Here is a 19,320-nt window from a genome sequence, read left to right as displayed (position 1 = left end):
TCACTTGCACTGTGTTCCTGCTTCCTCCAGCAGTTTTGCTTTATTCCAGCTTAATTCAATTCCTTGGCTCAAAGGCTTGACGCACACATGGCTTTTTTCTATTCTGTTAACCCATTCTTTTATGTTTTCTCCCTGGATTGTAGCGCCTGTTACATCGCTTTTTCCAACCCTCTTGCTTGACTCGCTTAAAACAGATTCAGTGAATTTCCCAGTGCTTTCATTATAGGAGTGGAATACAGTGAAGTTCTTCACGTTCTTGAACAACTGGTACACCATGAAGTAATTCGAGCTTGAAGGCATGAATGATAAAGAAGCATAAGTTATTGCACTGCCCGGGTTTTCAATCAAGCCGTAATGCTCTACAGTGCCTGCTTTTGATTCCAGTGCATTCATTTTTGTTTTTGAGTCATTCTTTGGACTTCCGGAGCATGAAGTCCAGCTGAAAATGTTTGTCAGATTAGTTTCGTCTGCTATGCCTAATTCCTTTGAATTCATTTCCAATTCATACAGCATTCCCCTCTTTTCTGCTGTTGAAGCATTTAATTCTGCTGAAACAATGATTGGAGTAGAGGGAGTGAATTCAAATTTGCCTGCAGTGCCGTCAACTGAAAGCACTGTTCCATTTCTTGTCTGCTCGAATTTCTGCCTTAAATCCGCATTAAACTTCATTAATCCATTGCTGCTTCCTGTTGTTTTTTCTGCTGTTACATTGTAGGTGTTCACATTGCCCTCATCTTTGTTTACATAGAATGAGGCATTCAATGTGCCATAGCCTACTCCGTAGCCGTCTCTTGAGTAAGTGGTGTTTACTAACCCAAGTTTTCCGTCGAATGGCAATGAGAAGAAGTAATTGTCTTTGTAGCTGTTTCCTGTCCTCTTATCCATCTGTTCAAGATTTTCTTGCTGAGTAAGTTTTACACTCACTTTCTTTGTCTCCCAATTATAATTTATCACCTGCTCGTATCTTCCTGCTTCAACGCTTGCCTGCATGTTGTTCCCTAAAATAAAGCTCCAATCGCTGTCGAACTGGTCTAATTTTTCTGTCCCAATTTTTGAGTAAGAAATCAAGAAGTCTTCCTTGAAGTCATTGGTGTAAGAGTCCTTCATCAGCAGGACATTTGAGTCAATGTTTTCTTTGTACATTTTTTCAAACTTGTCAATTGAATTAATTTCGCTTGTTGTGACCTTCAATTTTCCTTCCTTCAGTATTGTCTGTATTTCTTCACTGCTTAATTCAGGCGCATTCCTTATTCCGTTCTTGAATGAAAGGTTGTTGTACAATGACCTCAGGAATTCTGCTGTTACTGGCGCTGTCAGACCTGAAATATAATAATTCTTTTTGTCTGGACTGTAGCAGTTTGTGGTTGTTGTGCTGTTGCACGCTATTTTTCCGTCAATTACTGCCTTTAATGCCTTGTGGAATGCAGAGAATTCATTGAATGTCATCACATACTTCTTTTGCGTGAACCCTTGCAGGTCTTCTATTCCCAATGGCACGAAGTGGCTGGCGTAGTACTGCTTTGTTGCATCGTTATAATTTATTTCCATTACAATGCTGTCCGTTTTTCCGCCAGTTTTATCTTTTAGGACGTTCAGGATATTCTGCGTTGATTCAATGACATTTGCCATAGTGTCAAATTTAAGTACATTGCTTGCCATTGTCTTGATGTACTCGTCGGAGGAATCAATTTTGCTTCCCTCAATTATTCCGTCTTCTCCTGTAAAGAACACCAATTCGTTTGCCGTGATTTTATCAACAACTCTTGCCTGGCTTACTGCGAACCTGTAAAGATTGGCTGCATCCTTATTATTGCATGCCGTGCTTTCAATATGAATAGTTCCCCCAATTGGCAAGAACGTTTTTTCTTTTTCGCATGCTGCAGTTAATTCTGTTTCTTTTCCTGAAATGAATTTCTTGATTTCCTCTAGTTTCTTCACTGAGGCAATGGAGTTCTGCGCTGCATCGCAGAAGCTGCCGTAACAGAACTGCCCGTCTATCTTTTCCGGATTCCACGTAAAGCTTAATTTGTCGAAACCGTATTTTATTGAAGCGCCTTTTCCTGTAGTGCCTTCATCGCATTTCTCTTCTTTGGATAAGAGTGCTTTCAATGCGTCCTCCACTTTCTGCTTTCCTTCTGCCGGAAGGCTGGCGCACAATTCCTCTATCTTCTTTTTCAATTCTTCCAATGAAAGCCCTTCCGGGCTCACTATTTTTGCCTTGCATATCTTTTCTTCAGGCGTCAAGGCAATTGGAGGGGCTTCCTTCAATTTCACGCACACGTTGACTGGAATATATACTTTCTGGTTTCCTGAAGGGGTCATTCTTGTAAGGTTTGCGTAGATTGTAGTGTTAATTGTTGCTTCTTGTGTTGTCATATTGCTTTTGTCCACTCTAAGCTTTATGTTGTGGCCTCCGTCTACTGTCTGGAATGTTAATTTTAGCCCGCTTGCAGAGTCGGTGTAGGTCTGCGGGCTTATCTGGCTTAAACTGTCAACGCTCCCGCAGCCTCCTTGCTTGGCAATTTTCATTACTTTAGTGTCCGATTCGTGCTCGTAAATATCATTAATGAATTGGTTTTCTTCAAGGCAGCCTTCGTTTCCTCTTCCCGCCCAGTAATTTTTTACATTTAAGGCATCGCCGTTAATGCAGCTCTGGAATTTTGTTATGGCTGGGTCACCGAAATTAATTTCTTCTGATATCAATGGAAGGGCAGCCCACTTGTCTTCTATTGTTATGTTAAAATTTAATGAATCGCTTGCGCCTACCCTGTTGATGAATTTCACTGAGAGATTGGCAGGTGCTTCAACCTCATAGTATCCTGCTGTTATTTTTGCCCTGTATATTCCTATTTCTGTAATAGGCGTTTTTGTTGCATCTATTGCCTTGAATTTTTCCAGTATGTCATTCCTGTAGCTTTTTTCTATGTCTTTAATCATTTCGAATTCTAATTGCTGTATTATCTTGTTGTCTGGCCCTGGCTTTTCAAGGAGTTCAAGCACTCTTATGTCTTTTATTATTCCTGGCGTTACAGATATTGATTGCTGCGATGGCTGGTTGCTGCCAGTGTTGCCTGGAGTATTGCTGTAGTTCCAGCCCCAAGTGATTCCAATTGAGTCATAATTCAGCCTTACTCCCACGTCATAGCATTTGTTGAATATTATTCCTGTGTCGGGCTTTGCTATGAAGTCATTGAATTGGAATGTTCTTTTGTTGAGGAAGATGCAATCCCTGTAATCCCTGAAGTATTCTGATTCCACCAGTACTGGAATTCTTGTGATGTCTGCTTTGCCTTCTGTTGAATCCTTTAATTGCGCTCTTACTATTATGCCGTAATTTCCTGCGTATAATGTCGAGTAAACATTTATTTGCTCGTCTTTGCCTGGCTCTAATGTCAAGGTATTCTTTGATACTCCTAGTGCCTGGTCTGGCTCAATGCTTACCTGCACTGTATTAGAGCAGTTGTTCTGCACTCTGAAATTGTTTCTTCCAGAATTCGGCGGCAGGAAAGCATAATTGTACTGGTTGTCGTAATAGAATGAATTGGTTAATGGCTCTGAGAAATAAGAGTAAGGATATCTTTGGTTTAATTGCTCTGGGTACATTACTACATTAGGGTTGTTTCCGTATCCTCCGTATGATGTGCCCGGATAAAATGAATTGTATTGCTGGTAATAGTATGGTGCTTGCTGATAAGGATTGTACCCGAATTGCTGCGGGTAAAGGCCGTAACCTAAATTGTATGGCCCTAATTCTACTCTCAGCTGCCCTGTGGGAATTACCTGCACGCATTCTGTTAATTTGCTTACGTTAAGGCTTGTTTTAATTGAAGTGCTTAATTCTTCAATGCCTTGCTGTGTCCTGTTCTCTGCCTTGAATTCAATTTTTGGTTCTCCAGTTCCAGAGCTTATGTCGTCTGCCTTGAACTGGATTTCTATTCCTGTTCCGTCCCCTCTTGAAGGCTTTAATGTTCCTGAAATTTGTTTCCAGCTTGTGCCTAACTGCAGTGAGCTTCCCTCAAGCTTTGAAGTGAATGTTCCTGTCTCATTGCCGTTCTCCCATGCAATCCTTGCCTGCAGCCTCTTTAATTCAAGGGGTTTTCCTTCAACCTTGCAGTTGTTTGCCAGGGCAAAAGATTTTGTTTTAATTTTTCCTCCTTCAATTGAAATGCTCCATTCATTAGGGCTTATGCTTAAACATGAAGGGTCATCTACTTCATTCCCTAATCCTATTGTAATGTTTAATGGGATTTCCTGCGCCCACTGCCTTCCAATCTGGATGCTTTCCAGCGTGATAATTATTTTTCCGTTCAATTCAGTTAATTCTTCAATATTTCTTCCTGCAGGGGTCATCCTCATTGAGAGCAATGTGTTGTAATCCACGCTGCTTGTCATTTCCTGGCCTATTATTCCGTCGCTTAAATTTAAGTTCACCATTTTCCTGAAGTCGTCGCTGAATTCAATTGCCCTTACAGTCAAAGGCACTTCAGTTGTGTTCCTTAATATAAGGTCTCTTTTTATGGTTACATCTTTTGCTGCATTGAAGCTCTCGCTAATGCTTTCAGGGCTTACAAGCAGGACCTGTTCTGTTGTCGTAAGCTCTTTTTCCGCTTCCTTGAATCCTATCTTGTTTCCAGTTATTGAAACCTTTGTTCCCGTGCTCATTGGCTCAAGAGAGAAAGAGTAAATTCCATCCGAATTTGTTGTCCCTGAAAACAAATTATTATTGTTTTTCATTACTTTTATGGTGGCATCGCTTACAGGGCTTCCGTCTAACAAATCAACTGCCTTCACTATTATATCATTCTGTATTAATGAAACTAGTACTGCAGGCACAACCTGTAATTCGAATTCCCCTGCTGCCTGCACGTCAATTTTGATTGACTTAAAGAATGCTTTTTCTGTTCCAAGAGAGGTTTTGGCGCTCAAGCCGAAGTCTATCTTGTTTACCCCTTCTTTTTTTGTAGTGAATTCTATTGTCCCTGAAATCTTTTCTCCTTTGCTTATTTCACCCAAAGGCTTCAAAATCTTTGATGCCTTTAAATTCTTGTTTTCTCCCGCGATATTAAAATTCTTAAACTCAATTCCTTGGCTGTCATTTGCAATGCTTAATGAGACTTCATAGAATTTCTGTTCGCTCAAGCTTATTAAATTGAATTCAAGTTGATAGGAATTGGACATTTCTGCAGGCATGCTGTCCGATACAGTTGTCTGCACTCCAGTGCTCTGGTCTGTTATCCTGAACCAGTAGCAGAACTTCTCAGTGCAGAGTGAAGAGCTTCCAGTTCTTATTGGCTCGTATTTTGCTTTTGCGTACAAGGACTGTTTTGTTGCAGTGCTTTCAGATTCTTTTAGTTCTGAATCGTAAGGGTCCCTTAAGTATGTTCCGCCTGATACTGCCCAGCCCCTGTAAGCCAGATTCATTTGAGTGCTTGCAGGGCTTCCCCTTAATTGAATTACGCCTTCTGCTTCAATTACGCCTGCTCTCGGATTAGAAAAAATTACATTAGCCCATTTAGAGTTCCCTGAAGTTAAATGCTGCGAGTCTATCGAGTAACCGTTTGAAGGATTGAAGGAAGTTCCTTTAATTATCCTTGCATTTGGTGCAGTAATATCCTTTAAGTATAAGTCGTCCTGCTCCATTATGTTATCCTGGTTTTCTGTGTCTGCTCCAGTCCTTAAATGTATTCCAGCGCTTGAGTAGGATGCATTAGGCAGGATTAATTGCAATTTCACTTTAAAGCTTTGGCCTGAGTCAAGCACTGTTGCTGTTTCTCCCTGTCCTTCGCTTACTGCCTGTTCATCCATACCATAAATTCCGTTCAATAATACCTTGAAGTTTTTTGCATTGCTTTGGTCCACCATGGTTATCGTATTGCTTTGGGCGCCCTGGAATAACTGGATTGGGGTTGTAGTATAATCTGCTTTGGTGCTTTCGCTTGCAATCAAGTAAACTTTCTTGTCTGCCCTTAAAGTCAATGTTTTTTCTCCCTGCGTGTCTGTAAGCTCTGTTGCAATTTCTGTGCCTGTAAAGTAGTCCATTACTTTGATTGTTGCCCCCTGAATGCCCTGCTGTTCTTCGTTCAATACCTTTAATTCTATTGTGCCCTGGCCTATTGTCAAGTTAACTATTGTAGAGGCAGGCTGCCTTGGTTTTACTGTAACTATTTCATCGGAATTTTTTCCTTTGAACCCTGTTTTTTCCGCGTAAACTAAATACCTTCCTTCTTTCACTCTCTCGAATTGGGTTCTTCCATCTACCCCTGTTACAAGCATTTGGCCTATTATCACTGAAGGCCTGTCAGCGTCCTTCAGGAATACTTTTGCGTTCTCTACTGGCTCTTCTTTTTCGTCCAATACTTGAACTTCAATCCGCTGGCTGTTTGTTGAGTCAGCCCTGCTTAATTCTATTTCTCTTGTTTCATCGCTCGGCTTTATTCCTGCCAACGGGCCAGGAATCAAGTAATCAACATGATTCACTGTAAGGAAGTAGGAAACATTTTCGCTTACATTAAATACTACAATCCCGTCTTCACCTGAATTTTTTGTGTACAGCTCTTTTCCGTCCTTGAATAATTTCACTTCAGCTCCATTAACTGCTTCTTTTGTTGAATCATCAATTATTTTTACTTTTATTTGGCCTACAACCTTTTCGCCTAATGTTATGGTGCTTAAGTAAGCGTTAGTGTTTGAAGAATTGACTGTAATGAAATTGTTTTTCAGAGAAGAATCATAGAACTCATATTTTTCGCTGCTGTCTGTCAGAGTGAAATAGTATTCCCCGAAAGGCACATTGCTTGCAGTGCACGCGCCTGTTCCTGTTGTTGTACACCTCGTTTCCTCTGTTGTGCTCCCATTGTTTGGAATAATCCTTGCAATAATTCCTGCTATTGGCTCCAGGTTTTCGTCCTGCACGCTTAATGTTACAGTGCCTTTTCCTTGCTCTTCCTCTTGCAAGTAGATTGAGGAACTGCTGTCACTTGAGTCAAAACTGCAGTCTGTACAGCTTAACTCCCTTGAGTCTGCTGTGATTGTCCCGCAGTCATATGGAACATCAGCTAATTCTATTACTCCGTCGCTTGATGTTTCAGTTTTATAATAATCGGAGTTGCCTGAACAATAGAATGAAACGCTTACGTCCTGGCTTATTATTTCGCTTGTCCCTGCCTTGAGCAGCCTTACAGTAACTGTTTTTGTCTGGCCCTTTAATGTGATTGTTGCTCCTGATTCGTTTGCGCTGAAGGTCTGCGTTTTTTCTTCAAATCCTTCTTTTGATATTGTCAGCTGGAATCCTTTGCCTTTGGTTATTGTGAGGGAGACCTTTCCTTTGTCGTCAGTAACATAGGTTGTAATGTTGTCGTCAACCTGGAGTTTCACTACAGCATTTTCTATTGGGCCTTTGTCGCTTGCCACAACCAAGGAAAAAGAATTCATTGAAGGCCCAAGCATTGGGACTGCAACAAAGAAGTAGAGGCCGCACAGCACTATTATTACAAACAATAAGAAGAACGGAAATGACGGAATGTTTTTTGCTTCGATTGCGTCAATTATTTTGTATACTGGAATTCCCGCCCTGTCCAGTTGGTCCATTAACCCATAGTAAGCGTCTTCAATGCTGTGGTAGAATTCCTTCAACCCCATTGCTTATTCCTCACATTCCCGAAAACTGCATTAATTCCTGAATAAATTAATTTCCAATTGAAATAATGTATTTATTTCTTTATATAATTAACTCCAGTCCAGGCGCAAAAACCTTAAAAACAACCAAAAAAAGTCAATTAGCAAAAGAACAAAGGCAATTGCATAAATTTTAGTTTAATTTATTTTTAAGGGGCTTTTGGTTGGCATCCTTCGTATGAGCCACTCATTGGAATTTCAACAAAACAACTCCACCCAGCAACATAATTGCATCCGCCTGAAATAGGCTGAGGTTCTCCATTAAGTGCACAGTCACTGTTTGTTGCTTTTCTTTCATATTTTGCTGTAAAAGATGAATAAAGATTGTCTTCAAACCAGATTGAATATTTGTGTTCAGGTTTTTTTTTGTTTACTGCATAAAGCGGATTTAATTCATTGAACTTAAATACAACATCAATTGATGAGAGTTCCCCGCAAAAACCGTGACCTAAAGTGCCTGATTGATCTCCTTCGCATTCACCAGAAATTTTTTCTCCTTTTATTTTATTATTTTCAAGCCAAACTCCAGTATTAGTGTAAGAGCAAGGGTCCCTGTAAGACCAATCTTTATTTCCAGATACTGATGCTAAGCTTCCGCTCGAAAAAATAATCTTTGAATTTTTTACTTCGACAGCAGGGGTAATTTCGCTACCAACATATTTAAAATTAGGGTCATTATTTAGGTAAATGTTAAGTTTATTGTCAATTAAATTATACAACCTCTTTTTTGTCAATTCTATTACTGCATCTTCTATGTCTTTCTTTTTCGATGGGTTATATTTTGTAATTCTGCCATCGCAAAACCCTAAAGAAAATAATAGACTATCGCAATTTATGCTTTGATCTAGTGGCGGGGGGGCCAATTCATTAGGGCACCATGCCGTGCTCATTGTTTCACTGTCTGGGGGCTTATAGGGATTTGTTCTATAATTGCAAATGTCTTTGTCGCACATTCCTAATTTCAATTCTTCTAATTCGTTGTGTATTCTCGGGCTGAATAACCCCATGTTACTGCTCCAGCTTCCAGAATCCTCTTTATCGTACTCCATTACTAGTGCCCTTGCTTCTGCCACTGCCTTGAAGAATCTTAAAGGCACATAAATCTGGAAGTTGCTTCTTGGAAGGACTGCAACTTGAAGCACTCTGCCTGTCTGCGTGTTTGTGACTGAAATTCTGGGCAGCTTCTCGTATTCTTCGTTTGAAAGGTCTCCTACCCTCAAGGAAAGATAGAATGTTCCAGTGCAGTTTTTAGGGTCTCCGTTCTCGCATTCAATTACTTTAAAAAAAGATCCTTGCCCTGCACTTTTATTAATCAAGTTTTTCAGGCTTGACTTGAGCTCTGTTTCATCTCCCAGGTCAGTTTTAATGTAATAAGAGCCTATTGTTTTTGTCGAGCTTAATTGCCCGTACAAGGTTGCTGCAACAAAATTCGCTAATTGTTCCCCCCCTGTCCTGTTGCATTCTTCTGCAGGCATTTCTCTGGAGCAGGCGCCGAACTTGCTTTCAGCAAACTGCTGGACTAATTCATCAAAGCTGCAATTATAGCATAAAGGGCCTATCTTGTCTTCCCTGTTGAAGTAGTCCTCCAGCTCAAACCTGATGTCGTACACAAGCAATTGCAGCGCATCGTTTCTTTCATGGTCTGCGATCTCCTGCATTTTAGCCTGCTCTTCTATTGCAGTTATAGTGTCAATTCTCGCCCTCTCTGCATTAATCATTCCCTGCACTAAAAGAATGCTTAGCACAATCAGCACAAAAGAAACCAGAGCAGTGAATAATGTAAAGCCTTTGCTTTTCATTGAATAACACCAAAACAAAATTTATGCAGGAGTTCCAATCTCGCTGCACGCCTTATTATAAATTCCTAAAACTTTTTCAGGATATCTTGCGCCAAATCCTTCCCCTTCACAGCAGTCTTTTGCTGATAGCTTGCCGCAGCCATTCTTGAAATAAGTATAACACGCTTCAGCCATTGCAGTATAATTGTCTTTCCCTTGATTGTATTTCAGGTCAAGTGCCAGATTCTGTGTTCCCTGGCCTCTGTTGAAGCAGAATAAAGCGTATTGCGTTGCTTCTTCCCCTGAAAGGCCCTTGCCTCGGGCATTCTGCAGGCAATCAGAATAAAGTTTAGTGCACTGCCGTATTTGCTGTTCTGTTGTTGTAATCCCTTGCCTGTTTTCTGATGTAAGCTGGCATAGCCCTCCGTCTGCTTCATTTGGATTGCATTTTGATTCCTGCCAGTAAATTGATGTCATCATTAGCGGGTCAACAGTGAATGAACTGGAAAATGTTTCTATTGGCGTCTTTAATGGCTCGCATCTGCTCAGGCTTTGGGGTGTTACACTTTCTTTTGTGATATTACATGCCTGTGATAAAGCAGTCTTAGCTTCAGGGGGCTTTTGCTCCAGGAACTTTCCGTCGCAGTCATCAAGCCTTCTTTCATTGTCAACATCTTTTAAGTCTACCACTTTCTCGAATTGCATTAATGGTTTGCCTGTTTTCTCGTCTTTCTTTAAAGACACTTTGTATGTCTGGTTTTTCTCGAAAACGCCTCCATCCACATTTGAGGTTACCCCTCTTTCAGTCTTCACTATTCCAGATGTAACTTCATAAGGAGAAACTGGGCCTTGCGATTTCCAGTACCAGTTCCACACAATCTTTCCTCCTAACTGCCCACCTAAAAATTTTAGGATCCCTCTTGTAATAGGGCTTTTAATTACAGATAATACTTCTTTGAGTGCTGTGACTTTGGGTTTTCCCCCTGCTTTAATTATATTTTCTATGTCTGATACGACTGCAGGGTCACTTAATACACTTGTCTGAACTCTGGTTATTGAACTTTTGCTTATTATTCTTATTGAGCCACCTTTTGCTTCCTCAATTTCTATGTTAGCCAGCATTTTCTTAAACTTTAATAAATCGTTTTGATGTGCTGCAAGCGTTGTTCTATCCATCTTGCTGAACATGCCGTCAATTTCCTGCCCTTCTTTCAAAATTCCTTCTATGAAATGATTAGATGCTTTTCTTATTTCAACAGCTTCTTCTGGGCGGAGACTACTGGATAAAGTTTTTCCATAATCTTTTCTTGCACTTATTACTGCATTGTTGTGCTTTTGTATAGAGAAACCTAAGTCGTTTATTTTTTTCTCCAGACTAGCAAAATCTTGTACTGCTGGTGCTGGAGCCTGGGGTACTTCTGCTTTTGTTACTAATTTCTTTGCTCCACCGGCTATTCCTCTCCCTAATAGATCTATAGCTGTTGTTCCATATATTAGGCTTAAATCTTGTTCACTTAAGTTTTCTGTTCCTGTGCCGTCATCCAATTTCTGGTTTTCCAAGTTATACCCTGAAGAGGTTGGGGGTGTTTCTGTGCCTCCAACCCCTGCAACTTTTCCTGCAATGTTCATGCCGCCTCCAATAAAGTTTATTATTCCTTTCAGAGGCTTTAATGGGCTGTTGCCTTCAAATGCGCCAAACTCATTTGCCGCTCCCACTCCTGCGGGCAATCCGCAATCAAATATAAGATCCCAAAAAATTTTTCCAAATCCTAACCCAACTACTGTATATGCAGCATTGGTTGCAAAAACGCCAGCAACACAACCCGCCGTATAAGCGCCTATCCCAGTTAATCTCTTTGTTTTGATTTCTTTCTTTAGCACATTCTGCGGGTCTTGGTCTTTGTGCTTGTCGTAGTAGTCTTTCTCTATGTCAGCCAGACTCAAAGTATCTCCATTGTCGTTCCAGCCTACTGTGGCAAAATAAGGTTTTTCTCCGACTTTGAAGGCATTGTTATTGATGTTGTTTCTTACTTCTGCGTACAAGTCTTGCGGTGTTATGCCGCAGATTTTTAGTGTAATTTTGTGGTCTTCAATGTCTATTCCTTCTATGTTCACTGTTACCTCGCTTAAGTCTGCGTATTGCACTTCATTGTCTGCTGTGGCGCACAACTGGAAGGAAGCAGAATAAATTTTATTCTTCTCGTCTTTTCCTTTTAATTTCAATTGCCCTGCCTCAAAGCTTATTTTTTCTTCAATTGAATCCTTTTTTTCTTTTTTGAGGCCAATGCTTGTAATGCCTGCCTTGCTTTTGAAGTCAGAGGAATTGAATGCAATGTCTAATGCAGTCTTAATTTTTGTTGTAATATTCAGGTCAATGCAGCTTTCCTTGTTGATGTATAATTTCAGTTCCTTTGGTCCTTCTAATTTCAATGCAGCCTCTTCCTTGAAGTCTTTCACTGAGCTTATGAGGAAGTAGTCTTCGTTTTTTGAGATGCAGCCCTTGTCTATCTTGTTGTTCTTTAACCTTCTTATAATGTTTCCTGCTTCTGTTGCAATGCTTTTTCTTGTGACTTCATCGCTTGCTTCATTGTAATTTGAATTAATTGTTACTAAAACTTTTTTTGGCTCGTCTGCTGCGCCTTTCCTTTCAATTTCTATTTTGAGTATGTATTGCCCTAAGTCTGCAACTGCGAATTCAATGTAGTTGTCTGATGGACTGCTTACAACCCTTCCTTTTTCTGTTTCAAACAATGCTTTCCCGAAGTCTTCTGCTATGTCTTTCAGGTCTGAATTGCTTCTTATGAGGGCAGCCCAGCTTGCATCTTTTGTTCCTGCATCATAGCCTTTGTCTACTGGAAGGAAGTTCATTACATTCTGTATCCTGTTATTGCATTCTGGTGTTGTCTCCCTTCTCCCGTCCAATTTTACTTGGATTGCAATGTTCTCTGGCTTTAATTCTGTATTGTATTCCTGCACTGCCCCAAGAATTTTTGTTGTATATCTTCCACAGCCTTTCAATTGCATTGGAATTATTATTGTTCTTCCAGTAAAGCCTGACCTTGCAATGTCTGTAATGTCTTCGTCGCTTTCCCTTATGTAAGGATTCAATAATTCATCGTATTTCCCTTGCCTTATCTCGTTCTCGAATATTCCTGTGCCAAGCCTGTCTCCCTGGAAGTAGAATTCAAATGATTCAGGCTTTACTCCTAAGGCTCCGAAAGTGCAGTATCCTTCAATGCATTTCCCTCCTAAATTGAGGGATGAACTGCTTAGAGTGAGGATTCTTGATTTTGCTTCTTTTATTTTCTGCTGCAGTTTTTCTGCAAGGAATACAGATAATTGTTTTGCGTCGCAGTAGCCTTGGGTGCAGTCGTTGTTCTGTGATATTTTAGGCCAGAATATTGTTTTTGAGCCTTCGCCTTCACCGCACACGTCTATGGTCTGTGAGTCAGATGAAAGGCACGGCTGATCAGCTCCTGCATTGCACGTGCTTACATTCTCTCCTTTCTTTATTGAAATCTTTAATGGGCTGGAGTCAATCTCCTGCAGGCTGTTAACCCCGAATCCTTTAAGTATTACTGTTGATTCTCCCTGCCAGTCCCTGTCAGCAGATAAAGTGAGAGTGAATTCGCCCAGGGTGTCAGGCATTAAGGTTGTATTGCTTGCATTAGTGTACAATTGATTGTTCCCTGTGTTCGGGATGCTTCCCCCTGGAGCCATTAAGCCTGTTATCTGCACTGGCTCAAGACAATGATTGAATATTTTTATTGGCTTCTGTATTACTACAGGGCCTGTTTCGCTTGAAATAAAGAGTAAGTCCTCATCGCTCCATGCTTCAAGGCAGCTCATTCCTGCGCTCACGTAAACGAATACATCGATTGTTCTGAGCAAATAGCTTTTTCCTTCAATGAATCCGTTTAAGAGCAGCCTTCCTTTCACGAACTTGTTTTTTGCTGAGTCCCCTTCTGCCACTAAGATGTAAGGGGGGTTTAGGTTTTGGCTTTTTGCCAGTAAGGGCACTGCCTGTTCTGGCAGGATTCTTATGCCTACATTCTGCCAGTCAACCCTGTCAATTCCTAATGTTAAATTTTTTATGTCTGCAAAGCCTGTGTTTCTTACATAGACAAATTGCGGGAAGCTTACTGCTTTCTGGTTTGCTTTTGATTGAGTGAGGAAGAATACTAACTGTGCTGGGGCGCTTAAAGAGAATTTTTCGTCCCATAAAATTATTGTGAGTGGGAGGCTTTTGGTTATCTGGAAGGATTTCAGGAAGAAGGTGTAGTCCTTGTTTTCCTGCGCGTCAAATGTCCTTCTTATCCTGTTCTGTACTCCAATCTTTATTGTTTGTGTTTCATCTTTTTTCAGCCTTACTTCAGGCAGGATGAATTCAATGCTTTCTTCTCTTGTTGTTTTTGGTGTTATTTCGCTTTTTAGTGTTAAGGGCATTCCGCAGTTGTTTTTTATTGTGAGCTCTAAGTCTTTTGAGTTTCCTTCTTGGCCTATCAGGTATTCCTTTAATTCTGTTTTGTCTAATTGCAGGCAGCTTCCATCTAATTTCTTGTTGTATTCTATTATGATTTTGGATTTTGCCTTTGCAGTAAATTTTCCTTTAATTTCTCCTGTTATTATTAAGTCTGCTTCCCCGTGCACGGTTACTGCTGGGTCGCCTGAATAGTCTGCTTTCAATTCAATGCCTGCTTTCTCTCCCTTATTCATGAAAGGGTTTGTTTCTGCTGTAACCTCAAGCGTTGAAGGGAAATTCTTTTCTTTAATGATTTCAATTGAGATATTATCTATGTCTTCGCCTGAATTATTACTCAAAGATTCTGTTGCTGCAGTGCTTGTCTCCTGCGCTGGAATAAACAAGGAAATTTTTTCTGCTAAAGTGAATGCGTCTTCTTTTCCTATTGTGATTTCAGAGCTTATTGGGGTATAATAAGGGGAAGTTGCTTCAATCCTGTAGCTTCCTAATCCCAAATTATTATTTACTTTATATCTTCCGTTTGCTCCCGTTCCATTTTTTCCGTCTCCAACTATGTGTTCAACCAATTTTTCTTCTGAATTAAAGATTTTTATTTCTGCGTCCTTTACGGGCTCGTTTTCATTCTTTCCTTTTAATTGTATTTCAAAGTCTTTCCCGAAGCTGAGCTCTGAGGGGATTGTTGTCAGGCTCATTTCTTTTTCTTGGAACACCTTGAAGTATAAGTCTTCTTCAGTTGAAGAGCTTCCTGCTATTGCTTGGACTTTTATAGAAGAAGTTCCTAACTCTTTTGCCTTAAAGTAGAATCTTATCTTTTTTGCTTCTGCTCTCGTGACATTTTCTGTTGTTTCAATTGAGGTGTCTGAGTTATTGTTGTCTGCTATTTCAGTGAATTCTCCTTCCTCTTTTCCTGTGAATGCAATCTTTGGCGCTGAAGGATTGGTTGAAGCCTTGATTATTGCATTGACTGTTTTTCTTGCATTCAATTCTATTTCCAGTGCATAAGCATTGTCTTTGAGTGCAATGAATTCTTTTGTGCTGTAGGACCTGCCGCTTGCGTCGTAAAATAAGTAGTTTGCGCAGAGGTCTTCAGAGCATGAAGGTTTTGTGGTGAATACTTTTATTTCTTTGCTTGTTGTTTCTGCGTATAAGCCTTGCTTTGATTCATTGAATTCCTCTTCGTTTAATATTGTGTCAGCTGGATTCCTGTTGTATTGCCCATTAATTTTGCTCCATGCCCTGTAACTTAAATTAATTTTGTCTTCTTTTATTGTTTCTCTTGCCTGGACTTTCACTTTGATTATTTTTGTTCCTTCAGGGTTGTTGAAATATAACTCCAAGAATTTGTTCATTGCTCCTGTTTGGCCTCTGTTGCTGTAATCTAGGCCTTCTGCTCCTGGAGCAGGGGTTGGGCTGTAGGTTCTGCCCAAAAAGTATTTTTGTGTTGGGGCCTCAAAGCCTGTTATTCCTGCATACTGCGAGTCAATGTATTTGATGTTGTCTGGCCCTACCCTAATGTGCACTCCGCCTGAATAGTTTCCTTTAATCCATTGGGTTTCAAATTTCAGTATTGCTTCTTCTCCTTTTGTCAGGCCTTCAATTTCATTCTCCTCTAAGTCGAATATGCCCAAGAATTCTATTTTTGGAGCTAATTCGTTCATTGGGGCCTTATTGAATTCTATTGACAGTTCATCCTTGTTTCTTGTGTCAACCAATTCCTCAAATGTTTTTCCGTCCGGGGTTTGCGCTTGAACTAAAACAAAATCATTTCCTGCTGTGTCAAATATTACTTCTGCATTCAAATTTCCGTCATACAGAACTTCGCCAGCCTGGCTTTTTATTGTAAGCAATCCTTCAATTATTGGAATTCCTTTTTCGTCAAAGAATTTTATTGTCTTTGCTGTCTTTGCTTTCTGCATTTCTATGAGGACATCGTTTGATTTCTTTTCTATTGTTATTTGGGCTTGGCCTTCCTCTCCTTCTTTTGTTGCTCTCACTGTAATGTTTTGGTTCATTTTTACTGTCGTGCTGTAGGCTCCATCAGAGCTTGTTTTTTGTGCTGGAATTCCCAATAAAAGCATTTCTCCTTCTTTTTCTTCATAGAAGTTCAGGATTGCGTTTCCCGCAGGCTTTCCAAGGGAATTGTTTACGTACACATTCAGTTTGCCTGAATTGTCTGCTGTAATCTTCTCTAATTCAATGTTTATTGACTGCAGTGCTTTTGGTATGAGCTTGGTTCTGTCTGTCAGATAGTTTTCTGCGCTTGTTCCAATGTAGTAAGTGGAATTCGGGTCCAGGTTCTTGAATTCTACAAAGCCCCCGAATTCTGTTGCATTGAAGTCAATGATTTCTCCTTTGTCATTGAATAATGCTACCTGAGCGTCAATTACAAGCATTTTTGAGTCTTTGTCGTATACATTCACTTGAATCCTGCTGCCCCCTTTCTCTAATTCTATGGTTCCAAAGTCTTCTGTGTCATTTCTCAGGGTAAGGAATTTTTTTTCCTCGCTTGAATCATATTTAACATACCCGTCTTTTTCTGCTGTCACCCTCACAACTGTTCCTTTGTCTATTTTCTCCGAGAATACGCCTTGTTCTGTTATTATTTCATATAACTTGGAGCCACTGTCTTCGTCGAACACCTGCACTATTGCTTTGTCCAAAGGCTGTTTTGTTTCTGCGTCAATCACTTTTACTATTAGTGTGCTTTGGCCTGTGAGCGAGCCTTCAACTGGAATTAATTCAATTACTTTTGTTGTATCTGAAGTGAATTGTATTGTATCAGAGTAATCCTCGTATCCGTCTGCTATTGCTTCAAGGAGGATGTCTTCATTCAATGGAATTCCTGTTAATTCTATTAGACCATTTTCGTCCGAGCTTCCCTCCTGTGAGTTGTCATTGAAGCTCCAGTGAGCCTGAACATAAGGCACAGCAGTTTTTGTTTGGGCATCAATGAACCTTATTTTTGGGGTTATAGTTGAAGCCGCTTCCTGCATTGCAATTGAAACGTCAATTAGGTTGCCTTTCACTTCAAGCTCCTGCTGCACTGTCTCATAGCCTTGCTTTGAGGCAGAAAGGCTTATCTTTGCTCCAGGCTTTACTTTTGGAAGTTTTATTGAAGTGCTGTCTTCTGCGTTAGGCTGGCTTAAGAGCGTGTTCCCTTGGTCGTCATACACTGTAAGGTTCACTTCATTCAATGGCTTGTTTTGTATGTCGTGAATGCTTAACTGGAGGGTTGTCTCAATGCCTGTTCCAATTAATGTGAATGCAGCAAATCCTCCAATCAGAATTACAATTAATGCAATAAAGAGCGGGAAGAACGGAATGCCCCTCTCTTCCAGCGGGTCTACGAGTGCGTAAACTGGAATGCCTTTTGAGTCAAGGAAGTCTAATACCCCGTAAAAGGCATTCTCTACTTTACCGTAGATTGCCCCAAGCTTTTCTGCAATCAATTGCATTCAACCCCGAAAAATTCAAATTTCAATTAAATAATTGTTTTACGTTTATTTAAAGGTTTTCACTGTTTTTGTTTTTCCCGTAGTACACTAAGCCGGTTTATGCTTTTTAAGGCACCCGAAAATCTTTTATATGTATTTTTGCATATGATTATATGTATTTTTGCAGGCGGTGTTGTTTTTATGGGTTTTGTTGACGTGGACTCAAAGATTCCTAAATCTTTAAGGGCAGTGAAAAGGGTTTTGAGTGAATGTTTTAAAAGAAAGAGAATTCAGAGATTCACCAAGGAAGACGCTAAAACCTTTTTGGCTAAAGCGCATTATCATTTGCAGACTGCAGAATCTTTTGAATCAGACAATTTTCTTGATTGGGCAATTATCGCTTATTATGCTGGCATGTACATGGCAGCCAAGGCTTTTACTTCTCATTTTTTGGGTCAAGCCGCCAAGGACCACGTCTGTACTATTGCCTTGATGCTTGAGATACTGCATGGCGAAAGGTTTGTTAAAGGGTTTGGCAGCGCAAGAAAAAGTTTTGATGAAGAAATAGATCTGCTTGGAAAAGTCAGGCAGTTCAGGAACAGTGTTTTGTATACTGTGACTAAGGTCAAGGAAGATGATGTCAGAACAATTGGGAGAAATGCTTTTAATTTCGTTAAAGAAATTGATGAATTGTTGAAGTGATTAAATATGTTGATTTTAAAGTCAAGGCAAAGAATTCTTGCGGAGGTTGCCAGGAACCCCGAAATTCACGTTAACGCTTTAATGAAATTGGTTGGTTCACTTAGAGATATTAAAGGCATCTTGAATGAATTGGAGGAAGCAAACCTTATTTATTCAAAGCAGGTTGGGAACATTAGGCAGCTTTTTCCAGTGCTAGACAATCCTTTGAGTATATCTGCTTTTGAGTTGGTTGAAGAGCAGGAAAAATTATCTGCTACCTCAAAGTTTGCAGTAGTTAAAGAATTGATTGATAGAATTGACTCCTTCAAAAAAATTTTTGGAAGCAATCTTGTTTCAATTGTTTTGTTTGGGTCAATTGCGAGAGGGCATTTAACCAGAGCATCGGACATTGATATTTTATTTATTGTCAAAAAAGCAGATTCAACCCAAAAAAACAGAATAATCAGGTTGTTTCAGACAATCAGCTTGAATATTGGAAGGGAGGCAACCCCTTTAATTATCGAAGAAAACGAATTCAAAAGGCAATTAATTAAAGCCGCCTCTTTTGCTGTGCAAGTTCAAAAGGAAAGGATTATTTTATACAATGCCAAGGCCTTCCTGTTGCTGCAGAAATAATCTTTTCAATGTGAGACAATTTTGAGCCAAACGAAATAGTAGCCTGCCACTATAATGAAGAGCGAAATCCTGAAAAGCACGTCATGGGTCAGTTCTGCTGTCTTTATGCTGTAAGAGCTTATTGCAGTTATCGTGAAGACAATTCTGGCTAAATTGAATATATAGGAGACAATTATGGCTCCCATCACACCAAAAATTTTTTTCCTTGAACTTATGTAAGGCGTTGCAATTATTGCAGCCAAGAGCACTGTGAGCTCGAGGAGGCCAGTGCACAGGTAATTTATTTCTACATTGAATTTCTGGAATTCAATTCCAGCAGGGCTTTCATTCACTGCTTTTATTACTTCGCCTTTGATTCCTGCAAGGCCCAAAAAATAATTAGTGTGAGAAGCAATTGTTTCTTCCAGTAAACCTAATGGAACAAGAAAATATGAGAGCGCGAGCAGTATCAAATAAAAGAGCAGGATTCGTAAAACAAATTTTCCGCCCTTGAGTGCGTCCTCTCTTTCAATGCTGAAAAAACCTTTCTTTTTTCCCCTTTTTTTTTCCTTTTTAATTTTGATTTTTTTGGGCATATAAAAGAGAATTAATGCAAAGGCTTTTATATTACTTTACACTCTCTTTATTTTGTGAG

Annotated in this window: 6 protein-coding genes; 2 read left to right on the top strand and 4 right to left on the bottom strand. The window is 40.0% G+C overall.

The window, feature by feature from the left end; translation table 11 throughout:
• The 3 genes from AB1467_05970 to AB1467_05960 all read right to left on the bottom strand — a co-directional run bounded on the left by AB1467_05970 (window position 1) and on the right by AB1467_05960 (window position 17,390).
• Window positions 1-7,638, bottom strand: coding sequence for a hypothetical protein (locus AB1467_05970; GenBank protein ID MEW6295805.1), 7,638 nt, complete (start codon window positions 7,636-7,638; stop codon window positions 1-3).
• Between the two features lie 185 nt (window positions 7,639-7,823).
• Window positions 7,824-9,473 carry a hypothetical protein gene (locus tag AB1467_05965; GenBank protein MEW6295804.1) on the bottom strand — a complete coding sequence of 550 codons (1,650 nt, stop codon included), beginning with the start codon at window positions 9,471-9,473 and terminating at the stop codon, window positions 7,824-7,826.
• A 21-nt stretch (window positions 9,474-9,494) separates the two neighbouring features.
• A complete protein-coding gene (locus AB1467_05960; GenBank protein ID MEW6295803.1) occupies window positions 9,495-17,390 on the bottom strand; it encodes a hypothetical protein in 7,896 nt (2,631 codons plus the stop codon).
• A gap of 144 nt (window positions 17,391-17,534) precedes the next feature.
• On the opposite strand from AB1467_05960, the gene AB1467_05955 reads away from it, so the two are divergent.
• Both AB1467_05955 and AB1467_05950 read left to right on the top strand, forming a co-directional pair.
• A complete protein-coding gene (locus tag AB1467_05955; GenBank protein ID MEW6295802.1) occupies window positions 17,535-18,071 on the top strand; it encodes a HEPN domain-containing protein in 537 nt (178 codons plus the stop codon).
• A 6-nt stretch (window positions 18,072-18,077) separates the two neighbouring features.
• On the top strand, window positions 18,078-18,686 hold the full coding sequence (locus tag AB1467_05950; GenBank protein MEW6295801.1) for a nucleotidyltransferase domain-containing protein: 609 nt from the start codon (window positions 18,078-18,080) through the stop codon (window positions 18,684-18,686).
• 5 nt (window positions 18,687-18,691) lie between these two features.
• On the opposite strand, the gene AB1467_05945 is transcribed toward AB1467_05950, so the two are convergent.
• A complete protein-coding gene (locus tag AB1467_05945) occupies window positions 18,692-19,261 on the bottom strand; it encodes an exosortase/archaeosortase family protein (protein MEW6295800.1) in 570 nt (189 codons plus the stop codon).
• Window positions 19,262-19,320 lie beyond the last annotated feature (59 nt).

The sequence above is a fragment of the Candidatus Diapherotrites archaeon genome, assembly GCA_040755695.1.
Taxonomy (GTDB): Archaea; Iainarchaeota; Iainarchaeia; order Iainarchaeales; family 1-14-0-10-31-34; genus JBFMAK01.
This window is presented reverse-complemented; position numbering and strand designations above follow the sequence as displayed.

Bases quoted from the DNA above. Each gene is read 5' to 3' on its own strand.
- AB1467_05970 (MEW6295805.1), bottom strand. From the start codon at position 7,638: ATGGGGTTGAAGGAATTCTACCACAGCATTGAAGACGCTTACTATGGG.
- AB1467_05950 (MEW6295801.1), top strand. From the start codon at position 18,078: ATGTTGATTTTAAAGTCAAGGCAAAGAATTCTTGCGGAGGTTGCCAGG.
- AB1467_05955 (MEW6295802.1), top strand. From the start codon at position 17,535: ATGATTATATGTATTTTTGCAGGCGGTGTTGTTTTTATGGGTTTTGTT.
- AB1467_05960 (MEW6295803.1), bottom strand. From the start codon at position 17,390: ATGCAATTGATTGCAGAAAAGCTTGGGGCAATCTACGGTAAAGTAGAG.
- AB1467_05945 (MEW6295800.1), bottom strand. From the start codon at position 19,261: ATGCCCAAAAAAATCAAAATTAAAAAGGAAAAAAAAAGGGGAAAAAAG.
- AB1467_05965 (MEW6295804.1), bottom strand. From the start codon at position 9,473: ATGAAAAGCAAAGGCTTTACATTATTCACTGCTCTGGTTTCTTTTGTG.